Consider the following 23,754-nt stretch of genomic DNA (forward strand, 5'->3'; position numbering starts at 1 on the left):
GCTCCCGCCCCGCGTAGAAGATCGGACTCCGCATGCCCAGGGGCACGGGAACCGCACACTACCGGGCGGTATGCAGGCGAGTCAGCCCCTCGGGAAGGCCGGTCCCGTCACCTCTTCGGCACGCTCGTCCGGGCCGCTCCCTGCGGGCCGGCCTGCGCGACGAGCCTGCGCCGGCGCCACAGGACGAGCGGCACCGCACCGGCGAGCCCGAGAGCGGACGGGGCGGCTGCGGCAGCAGCGTTCAGCCCCGGCTGGTCGAAGGTGCCGGGGACACCGAGGAAGGACCAGCGGTTGATCGGCCAGGCGACCACGAAGGCACGGCCCACGACCTCGGACACGGGGACGAAGCCGTGGTCCTGGTTCGGGTGGTAGCGCGAGTCCAGCGAGTTCTGGCGGTGGTCGCCCATCACCCACAGCTTGCCCTTGGGCACCTTGATCGGGCCGAAGGGCTGGTCGTCGCACGGGGTGTTGTCGGGGAAGAGGTAGTCCTTCTCCGACAGGGCCTTGCCGTTGACCTTGACCGGGCCGCCCTTCTGGCACTCCACGGTGTCCCCGCCGACTGCGATGACGCGCTTGATGAGGTCCTTCTCCTCGGCCGAGGGCATGAGGCCGATGAAGCTGAGGACCTGCTGCACGCCGCCGCCCAGCGGGCCGGGCTGGGGCGTCTGGGTCTCATCCCCGAGCCAGTTGTCCGGGTCGTGGAAGACCACCACCTCACCGCGCTCGGGCTCGGCGCCGAACCACGGGGTGAGCTTGTCCACCAGCACGCGGTCACCGCGCTGGAGGGTGTTCTGCATCGAATCCGACGGGATCGAGAACGCCTGCACCAGGAACGTCTTGATGAGCAGCGCGAGTACCAGAGCGATGCCGATCAGTATCGGCAGCTCCTTCCAGAAGGACCGCTGCTTCTTGGGCCCCGCACCGCGCGGGCTCTCCCCGTCCGCGTCCCCGTCCGGGCTCACGTCTTCGCCATCCGTCCGCACCGGTCCGCCCGTAGCCTCCTGGGATGCCTGGGACATGGCCTCCGCCGGCCCGCCGGCCCCTGGCGACCCGTCAGCCTCCTCGGGCCGCTTCTCGGGCTCTTCGTGACCGGACCGCGCGCCGACCGCCAAGTCCCCCACATCCACTCCTCTCGCTCCGCTCTCCACGCTGCGGGCCGCCGTACACACGATGCAGGCCCACCACTCCCATAACGAGCGGGAGTTCCGCAGGGGTCGGGAGCTGGATCAATCCTTGCTGATCCATGGAGGACACACTATGCGCCGAGCCGTGTGCTCGCGCCTCCGCCGACGGCGCGTCACCGACCGATGCGAAAGTGTCTCTTTCGGACAGCCGGTGCCAGTGGCCCAGCGGCCACGCGATCACGACCGCACGGCCGACGACCAGCTCCTGCGGCACGGTGCCCTGCCCCGGCTCGTCCAGATGGAAGCGGGAATCAGCCGAGTTGGAACGATGGTCGCCCATCACGAAGTAGCGGCCCTGAGGCACCCGCACCGTGAAGTCGAGCTTCGAGGGGGCATTGTCGGGGTGCAGGTACGGCTCGTCGAGCGGCGTTCCGTTGACCGTGATTTTGCCGTTCTTGTCGCAGCACTTGACCGTGTCACCGCCGACACCGATCACACGCTTGATCAGATCCTGCTCGTTCGCGGACGGAAGCAGACCGATGAAGGTCAGCAGCTGCTTGGCCTGTTTGACGCCCACGGGGTCGGGCCCGTTCGTCAGCTGCTCCCCGTCCAGCCAGCCGCCGGGGTCCCTGAACACGATGACGTCACCACGCTGCGGCCGGGAGCCGAACCAGGGGGTCAGCTTGTCCACCAGGACGCGGTCGCCGATCCGGATAGTCTGCTCCATCGAGCCGGAGGGGATGACGAACGCCTGCACCAGAAACGTCTTGAACACCAGGGCGATCAGGAGCGCGACCGCTATGAGGATCGGCACCTCCTTGACCGCGGAGCGGCGCCGGCGCCGCTTGACCCGCCGCGCCGCCTTCCGCCGCGCCGCGCGGCCGCCCGTGGCGCTGCCCGCCCCCGCCGCTCCTGCATCCGCCGGACCCGCGGGGCCCGGCAGCGTGCGCCCCCTGCTACCCACCCGGCCTCCCGCTCCGTCCGGCGGGCTTCCCCGTGTGGCCGGAGGCTGCGTCGGCATCCGGCACGCGCGCGTAGCCGTCGGGACGCTCCAGTGCGGTCATCCGTCCGAACGGCCAGCCGATCCAGTCGGCCCGCCCGACGACCCTGCTCACCGGCACCATGCCGCCGCCGGGCTCCCCCAGGTGGTCACGGGAGTCGCGGGAGTCGCCCCGGTGGTCGCCCATCACCCACAGCTTGCCGTCGGGGACCACGACGTCGAAGGGGGCGCGTGAAGGTGTATCGCCCGGGTAGAGGAAGGCCTCGTCCACCGGGTGACCGTTGATCTGCAGCCGGCCGCGCGCGTCGCAGCAGGTGACCCGGTCGCCCCCGACGCCCACCACGCGCTTGATGTAGACGGTCGCCGCGGGCCCCATGAGGCCGACGGACGAGGCCCCCTTACGGATCAGCGCCGCGGCCGGATTCTCCGCCGGCACGTCGTGCACGAAGGAGTCGGTGCCGTCGAAGACGATCACATCACCCCGTTCCGGCTTGCCCCCGAAGCTGTAGGCGAGCTTGTTGACGAGCACCCGGTCCCCCACCCGGAGCGTGTTCTCCATCGACCCGCTGGGGATCAGGAAAGGCTGCACCACGTAGCTGCTGAGCAGCAGCAGGAAGACCAGGCAGAGTGTCAGCAGCACGCCCGCACGGCGCAGCGGGCCGCCGCCCCGAAGCCACGCCCGGGCGGCTTTGGCCCAGGCGGCCGGGGAAGCGGGAAAACGCGAGGAGCGCGACCCCTGCTCCGCGCCCTCTGCGGGGCGGGGAGAGCGGTCGCGCTCCGAAAGCTGTACGTCGGTGTCCATCGAGCCGAAAGCCTATCCGGCCAGGCGCGGACTCCGGACAGAAGCTCAGTTGTCGCGCTTCTCCTTGATCTTCGCGGCCTTGCCGCGGAGCTCACGGAGGTAGTACAGCTTGGCGCGACGGACGTCACCGCGGGTGACGAGCTCGACCTTCTCGAAGATCGGGCTGTGCACCGGGAAGGTGCGCTCGACGCCGACGGAGAACGAGACCTTGCGGACCGTGAAGGTCTCGCTGATGCCCGCGCCCTGGCGGCGGATGACGACACCCTTGAACTGCTGGATACGGGAGCGGTTGCCCTCGATGACGCGGACGTGGACGTTCACGGTGTCGCCGGGGCGGAAGGCCGGGACGTCGGTGCGCAGCGACGCGGCGTTGACGTTGTCGAGCAGGGAGGACATGTTCGTCTGCTTCCTCGCCGATGCCACAGGTCATCAGCGGAATTCGTACTGAAGTGGGGATGGTGCCGGAGCACAGGGCGAACGTCGTTCCCCCTGTGGCAGGGGCGCACGCCGGGCGCAAGGCAACGGCTTATTCTTCCACGTCCGGGGCCACTCGCCCAAATCGGCCGTCGGGGCCGGGGCCCCAGCCCAGGATCGAGAGCATCTCGCGGTCCTTCTTGTCGAAGGCCGCGGGGTCCGCGCGCTCGATCAGATCGGGGCGGTTGCGCACCGTGCGCCGGAACGCCTCGTCGCGGCGCCACCGGGCGATCTTGCCGTGGTGGCCGCTGAGCAGGACGTCGGGGATGCCGCGGCCGCGCCACTCCGGGGGCTTGGTGTAGACGGGGCCCTCGAGGAGGTCGGCCATGGCGCCCGGGGCGAAGGAGTCGTCGCGGTGCGACTCGGCGTTCCCGAGCACGCCGGGGAGCAGCCGCGCGATGGCCTCGACCATGACGAGGACGGGGGCCTCGCCGCCGGCCAGCACGTAGTCGCCGATGGACACCTCGCGGACGTCGAGGCGGTCGCCGTACTCCTCGATGACCCGGCGGTCGATGCCCTCGTAGCGGGCAGGGGTGAAGACCAGCCACGGCTTCTCGGAGAGCTCGACCGCGAGCTCCTGGGTGAAGGGGCGGCCGCTGGGCGTCGGGACGACGATCACGGGCTGCCCCTCGCCCGACTCGATGACCGAGTCGAGGGCCTCGCCCCAGGGCTCCGGCTTCATGACCATGCCCGGGCCGCCGCCGTAGGGGGTGTCGTCGACGGTGTTGTGCTTGTCATGCGCCCACGCGCGCAGGTCGTGCACGCGGACGTCGAGCTGGCCCCGTGCGCGCGCCTTGCCGACGAGCGAGACGTTCAGCGGCTCGAGGTACTCGGGGAAGATCGTGACGACGTCGAGGCGCATCAGGCGTCGCCCCGCTCGGAGCCGTTCCGGGAGCTGTCCCCGGAGCCGTGCTCGTCTGCGGAACGGTCCTCGGAACCGTCCTTGGAATCGCCCTCGGAGCCGTCCTCGGAGTCATCCGCGGAACCGTTCTCGGAACCGTTCTCGGGGCCCTGCCCCTCCTCCTGCTCCGCCTCCCGCGCGCTGGCGATCTCCGCCTCATCGGAGTCGATCAGGCCCCGCGGCGGGTCGATGACGGCGCGCTGCTCGTCGAGGTCGATCTCCGTGACGATCTCGGAGACGAAGGGGATCATCGCTTCGGACCCGTCGGGGCGCTCCACGATGAACAGATCCTGCGAGGGCAGGTGGGAGATCTCGGTGATCCGGCCGACGACCGTGCCGTCGACCGTGACGACCTCCAGGTCCATCAGCTGGTGGTCGTAGAACTCCTCCGGGTCCTCCGGAGTCTCCTCCGGATCCACCTCGGCGATGAGGAGGATGTTGCGAAGCGCCTCCGCGGCGGTGCGGTCGCCCACGCCCGCGAAGCGCAGCAGCAGCCGACCGCTGTGCACGCGGCCGGACTCGATGGTCAGCGGCCCCGCGGCGGCGGGGTCCGTGGCCAGGACGGCGCCGGGGCCGAGCCGGAGCTCGGGCTCGTCCGTGCGCACCTCAACGGTGACCTCACCCCGGATGCCGTGGGCGCGGCCGATCCTGCCGACTACGAGCTGCATGTTTCCTTCTCTGCTCTCCGTACGCGACAACGGGCCGGGAAGGGCGCAAACCCTTCCCGGCCCGTGCCGGTGCTCAACCGCTTCTCAGCGGACCTGATCCACGTCGACAAGGTCGACGCGGATGCCACGGCCGCCGATGGCGCCCACGACGGTGCGCAGGGCACGCGCGGTGCGGCCGTTGCGACCGATCACCTTGCCGAGATCGTCCGGGTGAACCCGGACCTCCAGCACGCGCCCGCGGCGCAGGTTGCGCGAAGCGACCTGCACCTCGTCGGGGTTGTCGACGATGCCCTTCACGAGGTGCTCAAGGGCCTCCTCGAGCATCCTCAGGCCTCGGTCGACTCAGCGGACTCGGCCTCCGCGGCCTCGTCCTTCTTCTCCGACTTCTTCGCCTTCGGGGTGATGGCCTCACCCTTCGCCTCGCCCGCGGCGCTCACGACGGCGTCGAAGAGACCGCTGTGGTCCTTCTTCGGCTCGGCGACGAGCATCGGGGCCGGGGCCGGCAGGCCCTTGAACTTCTGCCAGTCGCCGGTGACCTTGAGGATGGCCAGAACGGGCTCGGTCGGCTGCGCGCCGACACCCAGCCAGTACTGGACACGCTCGGAGTCGACCTCGATGCGCGAGGGGTTCTGCACCGGGTGGTACAGACCGATCTCCTCGATGGCCCGGCCGTCACGGCGGGTACGGGAGTCGGCGATGACGATGCGGTAGTGAGGCGAACGGATCTTGCCCAGACGCTTCAGCTTGATCTTGACTGCCACGGGAGTGGTGTCTCCTGGTCTTGACGTGGTTGGGCACAACGAGATGCCACGTGGGGTTGCGGTACTCGGATGCCCGACGGACGCGCCAGCCGGAGGAGAGAGGGGTCCTATGCGACTGTCGAGTACAGCGTCCCATTGTGCCACACCCCTCCAGGTCAGCCGACCGTGACCGCCTCGGGAATCCGGAAGGGCTGCCCGCAGCCACCGCACATGATCGGCGCCTGGGCGAGCACGGAGGGCACGACCCGCACGTTCCGGCCGCAGTCGCACACCGCCTTGACGCGCACCCCGCCGCCGGACGAGCCGTGCCGTGCCGCCGGCCCGCGGAAGGTCCGCGAAGTGTCGGCGGTGGTGGCGACCGTGTGCGCCTTGAGGGCGCGCTGCAGTCTCTCGATAGTGGGGCGGTAGCGCTTGCGCGCCTCCGGGTTGAGCACGACCAGGGAGAAGCCGCTACTGGGATGCGGGTCTTCGCTGTGGTCGAGTCCGAGCTCCTCGGCGATCGCCAGGAACCGGCGATTGTGGTAGCGGCCTGCACGTGACGTGTCACGGACACCGCGGGCGGCCGCGATGCCGTGCACTGCCTCGTGCAGCAGCCGTTCGAAGGAGAGCTCGGCGCCGCATGCGGACGACGACTCCCCGATCAGCGATTCGGGCGCGGCTAGATCCGGCAGCTCGGGGTGGTGCCGCTGAATGTCGGCCCACGCCTGCGCCAGCTCTGCGGCGAGAACAGGTGGTGTCGTGCTCACGTCGTGACAACGAGCAGGGGCGGCCCGGTGTTCCGATACCGGGCCATCCCAAATAATTTGCACGTACCAGTCAGTTTCACGCTCATGCGTCCCGACGAGGGCGGGTGCGCAGATCTATGGAGAAGCCGCGCACCCGTTCGCAACCCGGGACGTACTGACTCATCAGTAAGCGCGCACACGGGGGCGTGCGCCCCTACGGACAGCGGGGCGCCCGAAGGCGCCCCGCGGAGCGTGAACAGCGGCGGCATCGCGGCGAAGCCTGCCGCCCTGACGGTGCCGCACGGGGCGGGGCCCCGTGCGGAAGCGACGCCTAGTAGGCGCGCGTCACGCCTAGTAGGCGCGCGCCACGATCGCGATCGTGCCCGGGGCGTCGTCCGCCTCCGGCACCGAGCCGTCCTCGCCCACCAGGCACCGCACGGTCACGGCCTGCTCGGCCAGCTTGGCCTCGCCCTCCGGGCCCAGGTCGGCCCAGCGGATGCGCGCCCAGCCGCCGGCCACGGCGGCCTCGGCGGCCTCCTCGATGGTCTTCACGTCGGTCGTGCGGGCCTCGCGGCGCTCGCGCGACTGGCTCAGCAGCAGCGCCTGGTCCTCCTCGAGGACCTTCGGCAGCAGCCCGACGAGCTCCTCCAGACGGACCGGCTCCTTGCCGCCGGGGATGCGGCGGGCCAGCATCGCGGTGCCGTTCTCCAGGTCGCGCGGGCCGACCTCGATGCGCACGGGGACGCCCTTGAGCTCCCAGTCCACGGCGCGGCGGCCGAACGGCGTGTCGGTGCGGTCGTCGACCTGCACCCGGATCCCGGCGGCCTTCAGCTGGTCGCCGATCTCGCGCACCTTGGCGATGACGGCGTCGTCGCCCTTGATCGCGAGGACGACGGCCTGGACCGGCGCCAGGCGCGGCGGCACCCGCAGGCCGTTGTCGTCGCCGTGCGACATGATCAGACCGCCCACCATGCGGGTGGAGACGCCCCAGGACGTCTGCCACACCAGCTCCTGGTGGCCGTCCTTGGACAGGTACGAGGTGTTGAAGGCCTTGGCGAAGTTCTGGCCCAGCTCGTGGCTGGTGCCCAGCTGCAGCGCCTTGCCGTCGCCCATCATGCCCTCGAGGGTGAGGGTGTTGATCGCACCGGCGAAGCGCTCCTTGGCCGTCTTGCGGCCCAGGACGACGTCGATGCCCAGGACGTTGACCATGAAGTCGTAGTAGACGTCACGGTGGATGCGGGCGGCGTAGTCGCGCGCGTCCTCGTACGTGGCGTGCGCCGTGTGGCCCTCCTGCCAGAGGAACTCGCTCGTGCGCAGGAAGACACGGGGGCGCATCTCCCAACGGACCACGTTGGCCCACTGGTTGATCAGCAGGGGCAGGTCACGGTAGCTCTGCACCCACTTGGAGAAGTACTCGTTGATGATCGTCTCGGAGGTGGGACGGACGACGACCGGCTCCTCCAGCTCCTTGCCGCCGCCGTGCGTGACGACCGCGAGCTCGGGGGCGAAGCCCTCGACGTGCTCGGCCTCGCGCGTCAGGTACGACTGCGGGATGAAGAGGGGGAAGTACGCGTTGGAGGCGCCCGCGTCCTTGATGCGCGCGTCCATCTCCTGCTGCATGCGCTCCCAGAGCCCGTACCCGTACGGTCGGATGACCATGGTGCCGCGCACCGGGCCGTTGTCGGCCAGCTCGGCCTTGTTGATCAAGTCCTGGTACCAGCGCGGGAAGTCGTCCGCCTGGGGGGTGAGAATGGGAGCCTTTGCCATGGTGCGAATGGTACGGGGCCGATCCGTCCGAGCGTGAATCCGCTCCCCTCGCCCCCGCCCCGCGCCGTTCGTACGCCGCCCCGGGCGGGCCTGCGCCCCTGTGCGCCGCCCGTGCGGATGCGCCCGGCACATGCCATCGTGGGCGTACGGGAACGTGCTGGCGCCACCCCCTGGACTCGGGAACCGATGAGCAGTTCCCTTGGCACAAGGGGGTGCTTTTCCAGCAGCGCGCACGGCAGTACACGGGGGGCGGCGGATCGGGCATGCACACGTCTCTCGGCGGATTGGGGCGCTTTCCATGACACCTACGCTCGTACGGCGGCACCGGCCGTCCTCTTCGTCGCCCGAGTCGCGGGCCCGCGACTGGGCGGAAATCCAGGAACGGATGCTGGTGCCGCTCTACGAAGCGGTGTACGAGCGCCTGGAGGTCGGCTCCGGCACCAGGCTGCTCAGCCTGGGCTGCGGCTCCGGCCTGGCCCTGCTCATGGCGGCATCGCGTGGCGCCACGGTCTCCGGCGTGGACCCGGACGGGCGCCGGCTCGCCCTCGCCCGCGAGCGGCTGCTGCCCGAGGGCGGCGGCGGCGCGCGCCTGGGGCACGGGGCCCCCGAGAGCGTCCTGGACGCCGGCGCCCCGGCCTTCAACCTCGTCACCGCCTTCGACCCGCTGTACTGCGCGGGCGGCAGTGCGCAAGGCATGGCCACGACGCTCGGCCGGGCCGCCTCGTGCGCGGAGCGGGGCGCCCCCGTGGTGCTGGCGGGCTGGGGCCCCCAGGAGCGCTGCGCGGCGTCGGGGGCGCTTCGAGTCGCGGCCCGGCTCGCGGACCCCATGTGCGCGCCGGCGCGCTGGCGGCCGTGCGGCCGCGACGACCTGGAGAACCTGGCCCAGCAGGCCGGTCTCCGCCCGGACGGCTCGGGACGCGTGGCATGCCCCTACGGCTACGCGGACATGGGCAGCGCGGTGCGCGGCATGCTCTCGACCGGGGCCTTCGACGCGGCCGCCCGCGCCACCGACGAGGAGCAGGTCGTCAAGGAGCTCTCCGAGGCGCTCCACCCTTATCTGCGCCGTGACGGCACCGTGTGGATGCCCAATGTCTTCCGCTATCTGATAGCCCGCGCCTAGCGCAGCGCGCATGCGACAGCCCCCGCGGCCTGCTCGGCCGCGGGGGCTGTGACGTACTGCGGAGCGGGCACCGTGGGGCGCACCGCACGGGGCCTGCAAAAACCCGTTGGGTCAGCCCATGAACTTCTTGAACTCGTCCGGCAGTTCGAAGTTCTTGGCGTCCTGGCCTGCGGGCAGCCCCAGGGCGCCGCCCTGCTCGCGGCGCGCGGCCGCGGCCTGCTCCTCGGCCTTGCGCTTCATCGGGTTGCCGCTCTGGCGCTTGCCCTTGGCCTGCTTCTGCTGCTTCTTCTTGCGGCCGGCGCCGCCGCCCATGCCCGGCAGGCCCGGCATCCCCGGCATGCCGCCGCCCTGCGCCATGCGCGACATCATCTTGCGGGCGTCGAAGAACCGCTCCACCAGGTTCTTGACGGCGCTGACGTCCACGCCCGAACCCTTGGCGATACGGGCCCGGCGCGAGCCGTTGATGATCGTCGGGTCCTGGCGCTCGGCCGGGGTCATCGACTTGATGATCGCGGCGGTGCGGTCGACGTCGCGCTCGTCCAGGTTGTTGATCTGGTCCTTGATCTGCCCCATGCCCGGCAGCATGCCGAGGAGCTTGCTGATGGAGCCCATCTTGCGGACCTGCTCCATCTGCGACAGGAAGTCGTCGAGCGTGAACTCCTTGGGGCCCTTCGCCAGCTTGGCCGCCATCTTCTCGGCCTCGTCCTGGCTGAAGGTCTGCTCGGCCTTCTCGATCAGGCTGAGCATGTCGCCCATGCCCAGGATGCGGGACGCCATGCGGTCCGGGTGGAACGCGTCGAAGTCGTCCAGCTTCTCGCCGTTGGAGGCGAACATGATCTGCTTGCCGGTCACGTGCGCGACCGACAGGGCGGCACCGCCGCGGGCGTCGCCGTCGAGCTTGGAGAGCACCACGCCGTCGAAGCCGACGCCGTCGCGGAAGGCCTCGGCGGTGTTGACCGCGTCCTGGCCGATCATGGCGTCGAGAACGAAGAGGATCTCGTCCGGGGAGACCGCGTCGCGGATGTCCGCGGCCTGCTGCATCATCTCGGCGTCGATGCCGAGGCGGCCGGCGGTGTCGACGATGACGATGTCGTACTGCTTGGTGCGGGCGAACTCGATCGAGTCCTTGGCGACCTGGACCGGGTCGCCGACGCCGTTGCCCGGCTGCGGCGCGTACACGCCGACGCCGGCGCGCTCGGCGACGACGCTGAGCTGGTTCACGGCGTTGGGGCGCTGGAGGTCACAGGCGACGAGCAGCGGGCTGTGGCCCTGGGCCTTCAGCCAGCGGCCGAGCTTTCCGGCCAGCGTGGTCTTACCGGCACCCTGGAGACCGGCGAGCATGATGACGGTCGGCGCGGTCTTGGCGAAGCGCAGCCGGCGGGTCTCGCCGCCGAGGATGCCGATGAGCTCCTCGTTGACGATCTTGATGACCTGCTGGGCCGGGTTGAGGGCCTGCGAGACCTCGGCGCCGAGCGCCCGCTCCTTGACCTGCTTGATGAACGAGCGGACGGCGGGCAGGGCCACGTCCGCCTCGAGCAGGGCGATACGGATCTCGCGCGCGGTGGCGTCGATGTCCGCCTCGGAGAGGCGGCCCTTGCCCCGGAGGTTCTTGAAAGTCGCTGCGAGGCGGTCGGAGAGGGTATCGAACACGGTGGTCGCGGATCCTTCTTGTTGAGTGTCAAGTCGGCGGCTGACCCCCAAGGGTATCCGCACCCTCCCGGTCCGGTCAGCCGCCCAGCGCCTCCTCCATCGCGCGGGCGACCGCGGAGGCCGCACGGGGCGTGAGCGCGGCCCCGTCCGGGGCCGTCACGTAGAACGCGTCCACCGCACTCGCCCCGAGCGTGCTCACGCGGGCGCTGCGCACCCACACCCCCGCCTGGTCCAGGGCCCGCCCGATGCGGTGCAGGAGGCCGGGCTCGTCCTGCGCGCGCACCTCCAGGACCGTGGCCCCGTGCGAGGCCGCAGCGGCGACGGTCACGCTCGGCGGGGCGGGCACCATTCCCCGCCGGCGCCTGCTGTACGCGGCCTCGCGCTCGGCCAGGCGGCCCGGGACGTCGAGAGAGCCGTCCAGGGCGCGCACGAGGTCGTTGCGCAGGCGGGCCGCCCCTGGCGGGGAGCCGTACTCCGCCGCCACCCGCCAGCTCAGCAGCAGCGCCCCGTCCACGGCGCGCAGGTCCGCGGTCCGCACCGTCAGCCGGTGCAGCGCCAGAACGCCGGCGGCCGCGGGCAGGACGCCGGGCTGGTCGGGGACGGCGATCCGCAGCTCCATGCCGACCGGGGCCGGGGCACCGTTTTCTGCCGGCCCCATGCCCTCCGGACGGGACTCCAGGGTCAGCACCGGCCCGCCCGTACGGAGGGCGTCGGCGGCCAGCCGGAGCGCCTCCGGGGCGGGCGGGCCCGGGGCATGGGGCTCCTCCTCCGCACCGCCCGCGAGGGCCGCCGCGGCACGGCGCACCAGATCTGCGACGAGCGAGGCACGCCAGGCGCTCCATGCGGCGGGTCCCGTGGCGAGGGCGTCGGCCTCGGTGAGGGCGTGCAGGAGCTCGAGCGTGGCCGTGTCCGTCACGGCGTCGGTGACCGTACGGACGGTCGCCGGGTCGGCGAGGTCGCGCCGGGTCGCGGTGTCGATGAGCAGCAGGTGGTGCCGGACGAGCGTGGCCAGGACGTCGGTGTCGGCGGCGCCGAAGCCGATCCGGCGGGCGACGTCGCGCGCGAGGGCCTCGCCCGTGACGGAGTGGTCGCCGGGCAGGCCCTTGCCGATGTCGTGCAGCAGGGCGGCGACGAGCAGGAGGTCCGGGCGCCCCACGCGGCGCGTGAGGGCCGCGGCACGGGCCGCCGTCTCGACGAGGTGCCGGTCGACGGTCCAGCGGTGGACGGCGTTGCGCTGGGGGCGGCAGCGCACGTGCTCCCACTCGGGAAGCAGCCGGGAGACGATCCCCTCGGCTTCGAGGGCCTCCCAGACGGGCACGGTGGGCGGCCCCGCGCCGAGGAGGGTCACGAGCTGCTCGCGGGCGTCGGCCGGCCAGGGCTGCGGCATGGGGCCCGCGGAGGCCGCCAGGCGGCGCACCGCATGGGGCGACAGCGGCAGACCCGCCTGGGCCGCCGCCGCGGCCGCCCGCAGCGCCAGTACGGGGTCGTGCTCGGGTCGCGCCGTGCGGGCCAGCACGGCTTCGCCGTCCTGCTCGACGACGCCGTCGGCGAGGGAGAGCCGTTCGACCTCGACGAAGCCGCCGCGCCCCCCGCGCCCGCCGAGGATGCGGCGCAGCCGGGGCCGGGCGGAGCGGGCGCGCAGGACCCGGCCGACCTCGCGCCAGGTGACGTCCGCGGCGTAGGAGACCGTACGGGCGGCCTCGTACACCCCGTGCAGGAGGCCGTCGGCGTCGGGGAGGCCGAGGACCGCGGCGACCTGGTCCTGCTCCTGGAGGGCGAGCCGGTCGGTGGCACGGCCGGTGGTGAGGTGGAGGGCGTCGCGGACGTCGAGGAGATGGGCGCGGGCGCGTTCGAGGCCTGCACGGGGCGCGTCGGCGAGCCATGAGGCGGCGACGGCGCGCAGGGCGGTGGCGTCGCGGAGGCCGCCCCGTGCCTCCTTGAGGTCGGGTTCGAGGAGGAAGCGGAGTTCGCCCTGGTGCCGGATGCGCTCCTCCCCGAGCTCGCGCAGCTCGGCGAGGCGGGCGGGGGCCTGGGCGCGCCAGTCGGCGTAGGCGGTGGTGCGCAGTGCGGCGGTGAGCTCTTCGTCACCGGCGAGGTGGCGGGCGTCGAGGAGGCCGAGGTGGACCTTGAGGTCGCCGGCCGCGGTGCGGCGGGCCTCGGCAGGGGTGCGCACGGAGTGGTCGAGGGCGAGCCCCATGTCCCAGACGGGGTACCAGACGCGGTCGGCGATGGCCGCGATCTTGGAGATGTCCGCGGTGCCGTCGTGCAGGAGGAGGACGTCGAGGTCGCTGCGGGGCGACAGTTCGCCCCGCCCGTAGCCGCCGACGGCGACGAGGGCGACGCCCCGGGTCTCGCCCAGCAGGGCGCCGAGCCACTGGTCGGTGAGGCGGGCGAGAGCGGCACGGCGCGGCGGCCCGGTGAGCGCCCCCTGGTGCAGGAGGCGCAGCCGGGCCGCCGCGTAGCCGCCGGGTTCCGAGTCGTCGGGGCAGGTCTGCGGGTCGGTCAACTCGGCTCCCTTCAGGGCGGGCTGGCGGGTCTCAGAGGGCGTCGGGGCCGCGCTCGCCGGTGCGGACGCGGACGACGGTCTCGACGGGGACGACCCAGACCTTGCCGTCGCCGATCTTGCCGGTCTGGGCCTTCTTGACGATGACGTCGACGACGTCCTCGGCGTCGTCGTCCTCGACGAGGACTTCGATGCGGGCCTTGGGCAGGAGGTCGACGCGGTACTCGGCGCCGCGGTAGACCTCGGTGTGGCCGCGCTGGCGGCCGTAGCCGCTGGCTTCGCTGACGGTCAGGCCCTGGACCCCGAAGGTCTGGAGGGCTTCCCTGATCTCGTCGACGCGGAAGGGCTTGACGATTGCGGTGATGAGCTTCATGCGTCCACCTTCTTGTTCTTCGGCGCGGCGGCCTGCTCCGGGCCGGCCTGCTCCGGGGTGCCCGGCGGCCGGTGGAGGGCGGGCGCGGCGGTGCGGGTGGCGGCGCCGACCCCGGTGTGGTCGTAGGCGGTCTCGGCGTGGAAGGCCTGGTCGATGCCGCTGATCTCGTCGTCCTCGGCGGCCCGGAAGCCGATGGTCTTGTCCACGAGCTTGGCGAGGAGCCAGGAGACGGTGAACGAGTAGGCCATGACGGAGAAGGCTCCGACGGCCTGGCGGCCGAGCTGCGTGGCGCCGCCGACGCCGCCGGTGGCGAGGAGGCCGACGAGGAGGGTGCCGATGACGCCGCCCACGAGGTGGACGCCGACGACGTCGAGGGAGTCGTCGAAGCCGAGCTTGAACTTCAGTCCGACGGCCCAGGAGCAGACCGCGCCCGCGACGACGCCGATGAGGAGGGCGCCGAAGGCGTTGACCGCGGCACCGGAGGGGGTGATGGCGACGAGGCCCGCGACGGCGCCCGAGGCCGCGCCCAGGGTGGTGAAGGCGCCGTGCCGGATGCGCTCGTAGGCGAGCCAGCCGAGCATGGCGGCGCCGGTGGCGACCTGGGTGTTCATGGCCATGTTGGCGGCGGCGCCGTTGGCGGCGAGCGCGGAGCCGGCGTTGAAGCCGAACCAGCCGAACCACAGCAGGCCGGTCCCGAGCATCACCAGGGGCAGGCTGTGCGGGCGCATGGGGTCCTTCTTGAAGCCGATGCGCTTGCCGACGACGAGGACGGCGGCGAGGGCGCCGATGCCCGCGTTGATGTGGACGGCGGTGCCGCCCGCGAAGTCGATCACCTTCAGCTTGAACAGCCAGCCGTCGGCCTGCCAGACCCAGTGGGCGACCGGGAAGTAGACGACCGAGACCCAGAGGGTGATGAACAGGGCCCAGGCGCTGAACTTCGCGCGGTCGGCGAGCGCCCCGCTCATCAGCGCAGGGGTGATCACGGCGAACATGAGCTGGAAGAGGGCGAAGGCGAAGACGGGGATGCCTTCCTTGCCTCCGGTCAGGGTCTCGGGGCCGATGCCCTTGAAGCCGATGTGGCCGAGATCGCCGAGCAGTCCTGCGCCGACGTCGTCGCCGAAGGCGAGCGAGTAGCCGAAGAGCACCCACAGGACGGTGACGATGCCGAGCGAGATGAACGACATCATCAGCATGTTCAGGGCGCTCTTGACCCGCACCATGCCGCCGTAGAAGAAGGCCAGCCCCGGTGTCATCAGCATCACGAGTGCGGCACTGATCAATACGAATGCGGTATCCGCGCCATTCATGGTCGGTGTCTCCTCGAAGCGGCGGCCCGAGCGGGCCGGTTTTCGCCATGAGGTTGGCGCAGCGGGATTTCAGCCGATGCCGCTGGTTGTTTCGCCGCAGTGACGAAGACGGCGGGAGTGTTACGCCCGGGTGAATCGGCCGGGGCGGGCGGGTGATCGCCGCTAACCTTCGCCGCCCCTTCGCCACCCCTGCGCCGCTCCCGCCGGCGCACGAGGCCGGCCGCGACGTCCGCCCGGTGTGACCTGGCGTGGGGGAGCCGAGTCGGGCTGTTCGGGAGGAGCGCCGCGGCCGGGTACGGGGGCCGGTGGTGGTCAGACCGCTTGGACTGCTTCCACCGATTCCGGCAGGTGGACGGTGATCTGCTCGGTGAGGGCGACGACTTCGGCGACGTCCCCGAAATCGCGCGCGGCATTGTCGACGGTCTTGCGGAGCCGGTTGTTGACCCGCTCCGAGCGCACCTGCTTGGCGATCTTGAGCGCCTTGCCGGCGAGGACCGTGGACTGCTCGGGCTCGCCCTCCATCAGGTGGACGGTGGCCATGCCGATGAGGTTGAGCGCATACGAACGGTGGTGCTCGGTGTCCTGCGCGAAGAGCTCGACCGCGCGCTCCATCTTGGGCCGGGCGAGGGAGGCGTACGTGGGGCTGCGGCCGGCCACATAGGCGAGGTCGCGGTAGGAGTGGGCGTTCTCCGCGTTGAGCTCGGCCTCGGAGAAGAAGCGGATCCAGTCGGGGTCGCCGTCGCCGGAGGAGCAGTCGGAGAAGCAGTCCTCCGCCATGTTGACCGCGCGCTTGCACTTGGAGGGCTGGCCCATATTGGCGTACGCACGGGCCTCCACGGCGTACAGCATCGCCTGGGTGCGCGCGGTCGCCGTCTCGCGGGAGCCGTACTGGCCGAGGTGGATGAGCTCCAGGGCGTCGTCCGGGCGGCCGAGGTGGATCATCTGACGGCTCATGCTGGAGAGGATGTACGCACCGAGCGAGCGGTCACCCGCTTCCTTGGCGGCGTGGAGCGCGAGGACGAAGTACTTCTGGGCGGTGGGGTGCAGGCCGATGTCGTAGCTCATCCAGCCGGCGAGCTCGGCCAGTTCGGCTGCGGCCTTGAACAGTCTCCTGGAGGTGGCCTCGGGCTGCGGCTCCTGGAGCAGATCGGTGACCTCGTGGAGCTGGCCGACGACGGCCTTGCGGCGCAGGCCGCCACCGCACTGGGCGTCCCACTGACGGAACATCATCGTGGTCGACTCGAGCAGGTCGAGCTCGGGGCCGGAGAGGCGTCCCGCGCGCGGGGAGCGCTCCTGCGACGGCGCGCCGGAGCCGTCCCTGCCGCCGGGGCCGGGGGCCAGCCAGCGCTGCATGGGCTCGATGAGCGCGGGGCCGGCGGACAGGGCGAGCGAGGCGCCGAGGAAGCCGCGCCGGGCGAGCATCAGATCGCTGCGGGAGAACTCGCTGATGAGCTCGACGGTCTGCGGGCCCGCCCAGGGCAGGTCGACGCCGGAGACGGACGGGGACTGGTGGGCGGAGCGCAGGCCGATGTCCTCGATGCCGACGACGCAGCCGAAGCGCTCGGAGAACAGCTCGGAGAGGATCTTCGGGATGGGCTCGCGCGGCTGCTCGCCGTCCAGCCAGCGGCGCACGCGCGAGGTGTCCGTGCTGATGTGATGGGCCCCCAGCTGACGAGCCCTGCGGTTGACCTGCCGCGCGAGCTCGCCCTTGGACCATCCGCTGCGCAGGAACCAGGAGCCCAACTGCTCGTTGGGGCGCTTGTCAGCCTTTTCGGCACCGCCGGTGCCGCTGCCGTTGCCGCCCACCTGGAAGCCCCCATCCCGAACTCTGCTGTCTGTGCGTGAACCGTACGAACCACCCACAGCTTGCCGCTTTTTGCAGCGGCCCGTGCGGCGATGCACCCCCGGGCCGCGAGGAATTCCGGCCGGGCGACGAGACGGTTCATGCCTCCGGCATACCCACCGGTGGGGCACATCTCCCATGGGTTCGTGCACCGAAAGTAATCCTACGATCACGGCTGATGCGAGAGCAGTCCAGTAAACGCCACCATTCGCCACCCCAAGGAATGAACTCAACCGCACCTCCACGCGATTGACTTGACACGGGACGATCAGGGAGGGCCCAAGGAGAGGGTGGATCGATGCGCACCCCGGCGCATGTCCAGCACCGCACTACCCGTCGCACACCGTCGCGCTGCCTCCGGAAGGGATTCGGCAACGGTCCGTGTTCGAGACACTCCGACTCGTAACCATCCGCGAGCACGACCCGTTGGAGGGGGCATGGGCTTCACAATCGGCGGCATCCGGGACCTGCGCTCGAGCTCTCGGCGCCGCGGACGCGCGTACGAGTGCGTCACGACGGTGGCGGAGTACACCGGCCTGTGGGGGTGGGATGTGGTGCCCGGCGCCCGCGCCTCCCGTGGCGGTCGCCCGGCCGGCGCGGTCTGCTCGTGCGGTGCCGGTGACTGCCCCTCCCCCGGCGCGCACCCGCTCTCCTTCGCCCCACGCGTGCCCGCGGGCGCCACGCTGGACGCAGCGGCGGCCGCATGGGCTGAGGTGCCCGGTGCCGCCGTGCTGCTGCCCGTAGGCCGCTCCTTCGACGTCCTGGAGGTCGCCGAGGCGGCCGGGCGGCACGCGCTGGCCCGGCTGGAGCGCATGGGGCTGCCGCTGGGCCCCGTGGCCCTCACGCCGCACGGCCGGGCGCTGTTCTTCGTCGCCCCCGGTGCCGCCGGCGAGCTCCCCCAGCTGCTCTACCGCATGGGCTGGGACGACGCCCGGCTCGACCTGCGCTGCCTGGGCCCTGGGGAGCACATCACAGCGCCGCCCTCGGACCACGCCGGCCTCGGCCCCATGCGCTGGCTCCGCCCGCCCACGCTGGACACCGCAGGCCGCCCCCCGCAGGCCCGGCTGCTCCTCGGCACCCTCGCCTATGTGTGCCACCGGTCGGCGGCGTCCTGAACCCCGGCGGCCTCCCGGCCGGCCCCCACGCGAAAGGGCCCCTTCCGCAGCTGCACCTGCGGAGGGGGCCCTTTCTCTCCCGGACCGTCACCAGGGCCTGTACGCCGCCTGCCCGGCCCGGGGCGCACCCTGGGGCGCTCCCGGCGGACCGGCCGGCCCCGCGGGCCCTGCGGACGGGCGTACCGGCCCTACAGGCGTACGGGCGTACGGCGCGTCAGTCGCCGATGAGCGCGTCGACGAACGCCTCGGGCTCGAACGGCGCGAGGTCGTCCGCCCCCTCGCCCAGGCCGACGAGCTTCACGGGCACACCCAGCTCACGCTGGACGGCGACGACGATGCCGCCCTTGGCGGTGCCGTCGAGCTTGGTGAGGACGATGCCGGTGATGTTGACGACCTCGGCGAAGACGCGTGCCTGCACGAGGCCGTTCTGACCGGTGGTGGCATCGAGGACGAGCAGCACCTCGTCGACCGAGCCGTGCTTCTCGACGACCCGCTTGACCTTGCCGAGCTCGTCCATGAGGCCGGTCTTGGTGTGCAGACGGCCGGCGGTGTCGACCAGGACGACGTCGGCGTTCTCGGCGATGCCCTCCTTGACGGCGTCGAAGGCGATCGACGCCGGGTCGCCGCCCTCGGGCCCGCGGACCGTACGGGCGCCGACGCGCTCGCCCCAGGTCTGCAGCTGGTCCGCCGCGGCGGCACGGAAAGTGTCGGCGGCGCCGAGGACGACGGACTTGCCGTCGGCGACGAGCACGCGCGCGAGCTTGCCCGTGGTGGTGGTCTTGCCGGTGCCGTTGACGCCGACGACCATGACGACGCCGGGCTTCTCCTCGCCGTTCACGCCCACGCCGGGCTCGGTGTGGACGCTGCGGTCGGCGTCGGTGCCGATGAGAGCCAGCAGCTCCTCGCGGAGCAGGGCGCGCAGCTCCTCGGGGGTGCGGGTGCCGAGCACCTTCACGCGCTCGCGCAGGCGCTCGACGAGCTCCTGCGTGGGGGCGACGCCGACGTCGGCGGTCAGCAGGGTGTCCTCGATCTCCTCCCACGTGTCCTCGTCGAGGTGCTCGCGGGACAGCAGGGTCAGCAGACCCTTGCCGAGGGAGTTCTGGGAGCGGGAGAGACGGGTGCGCAGCCGCACGAGGCGGCCGGCGGTGGGTTCGGGCACCTCGACCGCGGGCGCGGCGGGCGCCTCGGGCTCGGCCGGGGCGACGGACGCCTCCGCGGGGGCTTCGGCGGCCGGGGCCTCGGGGACCGGGAGCTCGACCTCCTCCACGGTCCTGCGCGGCTCGGCGCCGGGGGTCTCGGCCTCCTCGCCGACGTGGGGCTCGGCGGGCGGCGCGGTGACGGACGGGCTGCTCGGCGGGGCCGGGGGCAGCTGCTTCTTCTTACGGCTGCTGACCACGAGCCCGCTGATCGCGCCGAGCGCGACCACAGCGATGACTACAGCAAGGATGACGATTTCCATAACGCCCCCAGTATCGGACACCACACCGCCGGGAGGCGGCCTCGCCGCTGACGTGGGTCTTCGGAGATTCCTACAAGGACCAATCGCACTAAAAGGCTAAACTTGGAGCAAAGTACGATGGCGTGGGGCTGTGCGACGCGCGTAGAGTCCCCAAAGACCTTTTCTGCCCGGCTTCCCGCCCCGCTTCACCCGCACGGAGCCCCCCACATGGACAACGCGTCCAACCTGTCCACCGCCGAATCCGGTGGCGCGATAGAAACCCGCGGCATCGAGCCCGTTCCGGATCACGAGCGACACGGCCGGGTCCGTGAGCTCATCCCGACCTGGGTCGCCGCCAACATCAGCGTGCTGCTGCTCACCATGGGCGCTGCCCTGGTGGTCTTCAACCAGCTGAACTTCTGGCAGGTCCTGATCGTCGCCGCCTGCGCCGCGCTCGCGTCGTTCGGCATGGTCGGCGTCCTGTCGGTCTCCGGCAAGTGGGGCGGCGCGCCCGGCGCGATGCTCTCCCGCGCGACGTTCGGCGTCCGCGGCAACCTCTTCCCGGGCGCGATCCTGTGGGTCGCCCGCTTCGGCTGGGAGACGATCAACGCGGTCACCGGCGCCTACGCGGTGCTGACCGTTCTCGACCTGGTCTTCGGCATCAAGAGCAACACCCCGCTGATCGTCGTCACGCTCTTCGCCTTCGTCGTCTGCACGTTCCTCGTGAGCGGCATGGGGCGCAAGGCGCTGAACGTGTGCAACAAGTGGTCGACGTACCTCTTCGGCATCTTCAGCGTCCTGGTGCTGGTCTACCTGATCGCCAACATCAAGTGGGACGACGTCTTCTCGAAGCCGGCCGGCACCACCGCGATGATGATCGCCGGCATCGGCACCATCGCCGCCGGCGGCATCAGCTGGGTCCCCACCGGCCCCGACTTCGCGCGCTACCTGCCGCACGCGGCGTCCGGCAAGAAGATCGTCGGCGCCACGGTCTCCGGTGCGGGCGTCGTGATGGTCCCCATGGTCCTCATGGGCGCCGTCATGGCCGTCGCCACGCCGGGTCTGGCCGAGGCTCCGGACCCGGTCTCCTTCCTCGGCGACATCCTGCCGACCTGGCTGGCCGTGCCGTACCTGATCACCGCCATCGTCGGCATGCTGCTGATCAACAGCCTCTCGATGTACTCGGCCGGCTTCACCGCCCAGACGATGGGCGTGAAGCTCCCCCGCGCCATGGCCGTCAGCATCAACGCCGTGATCTCGCTGGTCGGCGGTCTGCTGCTGATGCTGGTCGCGAAGAGCTTCCTCGGCTCCTTCATCACCTTCCTGATCCTGCTCGCGGTCTCCTTCTCCGCCTGGATCGGCGTCTACACGGTCGACATGGCGCGCCGCAAGGCCCGCGCCGTGCGCTACGACGCGGAGGCCCTGATGGACACCGGCCGCACCAGCCGCTACTGGTACGTGGGCGGCTTCTGCTGGCAGGCGATGACGGCCTGGACCGTCGCCCTGGCCGCGGGTATCTGCTTCACCAAGTGCGACTGGTTCACCGGTCCGCTGGCCTCGACGTTCGTCGGCAAGTACGGGCTGGGCTGGGCCGCCACGATCGCCATCTCGGCGCTGATCATGGCCGTGCTGCCGGTGCCGCGCGAGGTCGCGGCTTCGGACGCCGCGGATGCGGCGGGTGCCGCCTCCGGCGACGAGGAGCGCGTGAAGGTCGGCGCCTGACGCGCCACCGCTTCTTGAACGTGGGTGCCCCCAACGTCATGACGTTGGGGGCACCCACGTTTTGCGTTCGCGCGCCGCGACGGCGCCCCATGCGGCGCCTGCTGAGGGCCGGTTCACCACCGCCGGGTTTGTACGTCGCGGCTGAGCACCGTGGCGACTGAAGGCCGCGGCAGCCGGGACGGCGACGCGTGACAGGCCGGTACGACACCGCCGAAGCCATACGTTGCGGCTGAGCGCCACGGTGGCCGGGGGCCAGTGGTGCGTGGCGGGCCAGGAGCCGATGAGACGTCCCGCAGCCGCGGCCCGGCGCGGGCACGCGGGTATGGCCCTGCCGCAAGGGCCGTACCCGCAGTACACCGCCGAGCTCCTACGTTGCAGCTGAGCGCCACAGCCGCGGGAAGCGGTGCCGCACGCCGGGCCGGCGCAGCCGACGGGACACCCCGTGGCAGCAACCCGATCAGCAGACCGGTGCAGCGCCTGCTGCAGGCCGGTCCGGCCGCCGCCGGGCCCCGCCAGTTGTCACTGAGCGCCACGGCGGCGGGGCGCCAATGGCACGTGGCAGGCGGGAGCCGACGCGGCATCCCGCAGCCGCGGCACGGCGGGATGCGGTGGCCGGCCTCGTCGGTACACCACTTCCCCCGTGCCGCAGGCGCTGCGCCCCCCGCACGGGCGGGCGCCCCACGCCGCTGCGCTGCCCCGCTCGTCGCCGTACGCGAGCAGGACGGGTGCAAAGCAGGAGGTACGCAAACAGGACGCTGCCCCGGCTCATCCGATGAGCCGGGGCAGCGTCCTGTTGAGGAGAGGGCGGCGGGGGGGGGTTAGCCCATCTCCTCCAACGCCTTGCCCTTCGTCTCCTTGACGTACTTGAGCACGAAGGGGATCGAGAGCACGGCGAAGACCGCGTAGATGACGTACGTACCGGAGAGGTTCCAGTCCGACAGGCTCGGGAAGCTCGCGGTGATGACCCAGTTGGCGACCCACTGCGCGGAGGCGGCGACGCCGAGTGCCGCGGCGCGGATGCGGTTGGGGAACATCTCGCCGAGGAAGACCCAGACCACGACGCCCCACGAGAGCGCGAAGAAGAGCACGAAGGCGTGCGCCGCGATGAGGGCGACCGTGCCCTGGGCGGTCGGCAGGGAGCCGTCACCGGCCTGCGCGGAGAAGGCCCAGGCCTCGAGGGCGAGGGAGATGGCCATACCGGCCGAGCCGACGAGGGCGAGCGGCTTGCGGCCGACACGGTCGACGAAGATCATCGCGATCACGGTGCCGACGATGTTGATGATCGACGTCGTGAAGGAGTACAGGAAGGAGTCGCTCGGGTCGATGCCGACGGACTGCCAGAGGGTGGCCGAGTAGTAGAAGGCCACGTTGATGCCGACGAGCTGCTGGAAGACCGACAGGCCGATGCCGACCCAGACGATGGGCAGGAAGCCCGCCTTGCCGCCGAGGAGGTCCTTGAAGGTGGACTTCTCCTCGCTGTGCATCGCGAGCTCGATCTCGGCGACGCGCTTGTCGAGGTCGACGGTGTGGCCCTCGACGTCGGCCAGGACGCTCTTCGCCTTGTCGACCTTGCCGACGGAGATCAGGAAGCGGGGCGACTCGGGAATCGCGAAGGAGAGCAGGCCGTAGAGGACGGCCGGGACGACCATGACGCCGAGCATCAGCTGCCAGGCCTCGATGCCCATGAGGTGACCGCGCTGGTCGCCGTCGGCGAGGTTGAGGATGCCCCAGTTGACGAGCTGCGAGACGGCGATGCCGACGACGATCGCGGCCTGCTGGAAGGAGCCGAGGCGGCCGCGGTAGGCGGGCGGCGAGACCTCGGCGATGTACGCCGGGCCGATGACCGAGGCCATGCCGATGGCGATGCCGCCGAGGATGCGCCAGAACGCGAGGTCCCACAGGGCGAACGGCAGGGCCGAGCCGACGGCGCTGATCGTGAAGAGCGTCGCGGAGATCTGCATGACGCGGATCCGGCCGATGCGGTCCGCGAGCCGGCCCGCCGTGGCGGCGCCGATCGCGCAGCCGATGAGGGCGATGGCGATGACCTGGGCCAGGGCTGCGGAGCCGATGTCGTACTTCCCGCGAATGCCCTCGACCGCGCCGTTGATCACGGAGCTGTCGTAGCCGAAGAGAAAGCCACCCATGGCCGCGGCCGCGGTGATGAAGATGACATGGCCGAGGTGGTCCGGCTGGGCCTTGCGGCCCTCGGACCCCTGCGCCGTCGCAGTGCTGGTCAACGTGTACTCCTGAGGCCCGGCGGCACTGCCGGGCGTGGGGGGCTGGCACTTCAAGTGGGGCACAGGACTTGGGGGCCCACCACTTGAAGGTATTAGCAACGCTGCAGACCCTATGTCTTCATTTTCTTAAGTCAATAGGTCGTAACCAAGAAGTTTCCTGCAGGCTTCCCACACGTTGAGTTCAACACTTGAAGAAGTGAAGCCGTCGCCGCGCGATTACAAGA

Annotated in this window: 20 protein-coding genes; 3 read left to right on the top strand and 17 right to left on the bottom strand. The window is 71.4% G+C overall.

From position 1 onward, the window contains the following. Positions 1 to 107 precede the first annotated feature (107 nt). The 10 genes from lepB (IE241_RS13440) to proS form a co-directional block, all read right to left on the bottom strand. Positions 108 to 1,112, bottom strand: coding sequence for a signal peptidase I (lepB, locus tag IE241_RS13440; RefSeq protein WP_190022196.1), 1,005 nt, complete (start codon positions 1,110 to 1,112; stop codon positions 108 to 110). Continuing rightward, on the bottom strand, positions 1,054 to 1,938 hold the full coding sequence (gene lepB / locus IE241_RS13445; protein ID WP_373300664.1) for a signal peptidase I: 885 nt from the start codon (positions 1,936 to 1,938) through the stop codon (positions 1,054 to 1,056). The genes lepB (IE241_RS13440) and lepB (IE241_RS13445) overlap by 59 nt, the downstream gene beginning before the upstream one ends. 142 nt (positions 1,939 to 2,080) lie before the next feature. Continuing rightward, positions 2,081 to 2,926: a signal peptidase I gene (gene lepB, locus IE241_RS13450; RefSeq protein WP_190021951.1), complete on the bottom strand. Its 846-nt coding sequence runs from the start codon at positions 2,924 to 2,926 to the stop codon at positions 2,081 to 2,083. A 45-nt stretch (positions 2,927 to 2,971) separates the two neighbouring features. Further along, positions 2,972 to 3,322, bottom strand: a complete 351-nt coding sequence (gene rplS / locus IE241_RS13455) for a 50S ribosomal protein L19 (RefSeq protein WP_030369336.1) — start codon at positions 3,320 to 3,322, stop codon at positions 2,972 to 2,974. Between the two features lie 130 nt (positions 3,323 to 3,452). Beyond that, positions 3,453 to 4,262, bottom strand: a complete 810-nt coding sequence (gene trmD, locus IE241_RS13460) for a tRNA (guanosine(37)-N1)-methyltransferase TrmD (protein WP_190021952.1) — start codon at positions 4,260 to 4,262, stop codon at positions 3,453 to 3,455. Beyond that, positions 4,262 to 4,969, bottom strand: a complete 708-nt coding sequence (rimM, locus tag IE241_RS13465; RefSeq protein WP_190021953.1) for a ribosome maturation factor RimM — start codon at positions 4,967 to 4,969, stop codon at positions 4,262 to 4,264. Before rimM ends, trmD begins: the two co-directional genes overlap by 1 nt. Before the next feature lie 84 nt (positions 4,970 to 5,053). Further along, positions 5,054 to 5,293: an RNA-binding protein gene (locus tag IE241_RS13470; protein WP_020868149.1), complete on the bottom strand. Its 240-nt coding sequence runs from the start codon at positions 5,291 to 5,293 to the stop codon at positions 5,054 to 5,056. Positions 5,294 to 5,295: 2 nt separating this feature from the next. Next, a complete protein-coding gene (rpsP, locus tag IE241_RS13475; RefSeq protein WP_106679545.1) occupies positions 5,296 to 5,730 on the bottom strand; it encodes a 30S ribosomal protein S16 in 435 nt (144 codons plus the stop codon). A gap of 155 nt (positions 5,731 to 5,885) precedes the next feature. Next, the gene (locus tag IE241_RS13480; protein ID WP_190021954.1) at positions 5,886 to 6,476 is read right to left on the bottom strand and encodes a hypothetical protein; all 591 of its coding nucleotides are present in this window, start codon (positions 6,474 to 6,476) and stop codon (positions 5,886 to 5,888) included. 330 nt (positions 6,477 to 6,806) lie between these two features. Next, positions 6,807 to 8,222 (bottom strand): proline--tRNA ligase, encoded by a 1,416-nt coding sequence (gene proS, locus IE241_RS13485; RefSeq protein WP_190021955.1) that lies wholly within the window; start codon positions 8,220 to 8,222, stop codon positions 6,807 to 6,809. Positions 8,223 to 8,520: 298 nt separating this feature from the next. Between proS and IE241_RS13490 the strand changes: the two genes are divergently transcribed. Then, on the top strand, positions 8,521 to 9,342 hold the full coding sequence (locus IE241_RS13490; protein WP_190021956.1) for a class I SAM-dependent methyltransferase: 822 nt from the start codon (positions 8,521 to 8,523) through the stop codon (positions 9,340 to 9,342). A gap of 111 nt (positions 9,343 to 9,453) precedes the next feature. On the opposite strand, the gene ffh is transcribed toward IE241_RS13490, so the two are convergent. From ffh to nsdA, 5 genes are all read right to left on the bottom strand, one after another. Further along, a complete protein-coding gene (gene ffh / locus IE241_RS13495; RefSeq protein ID WP_190021957.1) occupies positions 9,454 to 10,992 on the bottom strand; it encodes a signal recognition particle protein in 1,539 nt (512 codons plus the stop codon). A 76-nt stretch (positions 10,993 to 11,068) separates the two neighbouring features. Beyond that, on the bottom strand, positions 11,069 to 13,498 hold the full coding sequence (locus IE241_RS13500; protein WP_190021958.1) for a [protein-PII] uridylyltransferase: 2,430 nt from the start codon (positions 13,496 to 13,498) through the stop codon (positions 11,069 to 11,071). A 31-nt stretch (positions 13,499 to 13,529) separates the two neighbouring features. Beyond that, entirely contained in the window at positions 13,530 to 13,868 is a 339-nt protein-coding gene (locus IE241_RS13505) for a P-II family nitrogen regulator (protein WP_190021959.1), read from the bottom strand. Then, complete coding sequence (locus IE241_RS13510) at positions 13,865 to 15,175, bottom strand: ammonium transporter (RefSeq protein ID WP_190021960.1); 1,311 nt, start codon at positions 15,173 to 15,175, stop codon at positions 13,865 to 13,867. Before IE241_RS13510 ends, IE241_RS13505 begins: the two co-directional genes overlap by 4 nt. A 312-nt stretch (positions 15,176 to 15,487) precedes the next feature. Further along, complete coding sequence (nsdA, locus tag IE241_RS13515) at positions 15,488 to 16,981, bottom strand: transcriptional repressor NsdA (protein WP_190021961.1); 1,494 nt, start codon at positions 16,979 to 16,981, stop codon at positions 15,488 to 15,490. Positions 16,982 to 17,455: 474 nt separating this feature from the next. On the opposite strand from nsdA, the gene IE241_RS13520 reads away from it, so the two are divergent. Then, positions 17,456 to 18,133 carry a bifunctional DNA primase/polymerase gene (locus IE241_RS13520; RefSeq protein ID WP_190021962.1) on the top strand — a complete coding sequence of 226 codons (678 nt, stop codon included), beginning with the start codon at positions 17,456 to 17,458 and terminating at the stop codon, positions 18,131 to 18,133. A 214-nt stretch (positions 18,134 to 18,347) separates the two neighbouring features. Here IE241_RS13520 and ftsY read toward each other — a convergent pair whose 3' ends face one another. After that, complete coding sequence (gene ftsY, locus IE241_RS13525; protein ID WP_190021963.1) at positions 18,348 to 19,592, bottom strand: signal recognition particle-docking protein FtsY; 1,245 nt, start codon at positions 19,590 to 19,592, stop codon at positions 18,348 to 18,350. A 207-nt stretch (positions 19,593 to 19,799) separates the two neighbouring features. Here ftsY and IE241_RS13530 point away from each other — a divergent pair, with 207 nt between their 5' ends. Then, complete coding sequence (locus IE241_RS13530; RefSeq protein ID WP_190021964.1) at positions 19,800 to 21,293, top strand: purine-cytosine permease family protein; 1,494 nt, start codon at positions 19,800 to 19,802, stop codon at positions 21,291 to 21,293. A gap of 818 nt (positions 21,294 to 22,111) precedes the next feature. Here the strand turns inward: IE241_RS13530 and IE241_RS13535 are convergent. Further along, positions 22,112 to 23,530, bottom strand: coding sequence for a sugar porter family MFS transporter (locus tag IE241_RS13535; RefSeq protein ID WP_190021965.1), 1,419 nt, complete (start codon positions 23,528 to 23,530; stop codon positions 22,112 to 22,114). Between the last annotated feature and the right edge of the window lie 224 nt (positions 23,531 to 23,754).

Source organism: Streptomyces hiroshimensis (assembly GCF_014650335.1).
Taxonomy (GTDB): domain Bacteria; phylum Actinomycetota; class Actinomycetes; order Streptomycetales; family Streptomycetaceae; genus Streptomyces; species Streptomyces hiroshimensis.

What these genes read in the sequence shown, in the direction of transcription:
- lepB (WP_190021951.1), bottom strand. Translation starts at nt 2,926, where the DNA reads ATGGACACCGACGTACAGCTTTCGGAGCGCGACCGCTCTCCCCGCCCC.
- rplS (WP_030369336.1), bottom strand. Translation starts at nt 3,322, where the DNA reads ATGTCCTCCCTGCTCGACAACGTCAACGCCGCGTCGCTGCGCACCGAC.
- trmD (WP_190021952.1), bottom strand. Translation starts at nt 4,262, where the DNA reads ATGCGCCTCGACGTCGTCACGATCTTCCCCGAGTACCTCGAGCCGCTG.
- rimM (WP_190021953.1), bottom strand. Translation starts at nt 4,969, where the DNA reads ATGCAGCTCGTAGTCGGCAGGATCGGCCGCGCCCACGGCATCCGGGGT.
- IE241_RS13470 (WP_020868149.1), bottom strand. Translation starts at nt 5,293, where the DNA reads ATGCTCGAGGAGGCCCTTGAGCACCTCGTGAAGGGCATCGTCGACAAC.
- proS (WP_190021955.1), bottom strand. Translation starts at nt 8,222, where the DNA reads ATGGCAAAGGCTCCCATTCTCACCCCCCAGGCGGACGACTTCCCGCGC.
- IE241_RS13490 (WP_190021956.1), top strand. Translation starts at nt 8,521, where the DNA reads ATGACACCTACGCTCGTACGGCGGCACCGGCCGTCCTCTTCGTCGCCC.
- IE241_RS13505 (WP_190021959.1), bottom strand. Translation starts at nt 13,868, where the DNA reads ATGAAGCTCATCACCGCAATCGTCAAGCCCTTCCGCGTCGACGAGATC.
- IE241_RS13510 (WP_190021960.1), bottom strand. Translation starts at nt 15,175, where the DNA reads ATGAATGGCGCGGATACCGCATTCGTATTGATCAGTGCCGCACTCGTG.
- IE241_RS13520 (WP_190021962.1), top strand. Translation starts at nt 17,456, where the DNA reads ATGGGCTTCACAATCGGCGGCATCCGGGACCTGCGCTCGAGCTCTCGG.
- ftsY (WP_190021963.1), bottom strand. Translation starts at nt 19,592, where the DNA reads ATGGAAATCGTCATCCTTGCTGTAGTCATCGCTGTGGTCGCGCTCGGC.
- IE241_RS13530 (WP_190021964.1), top strand. Translation starts at nt 19,800, where the DNA reads ATGGACAACGCGTCCAACCTGTCCACCGCCGAATCCGGTGGCGCGATA.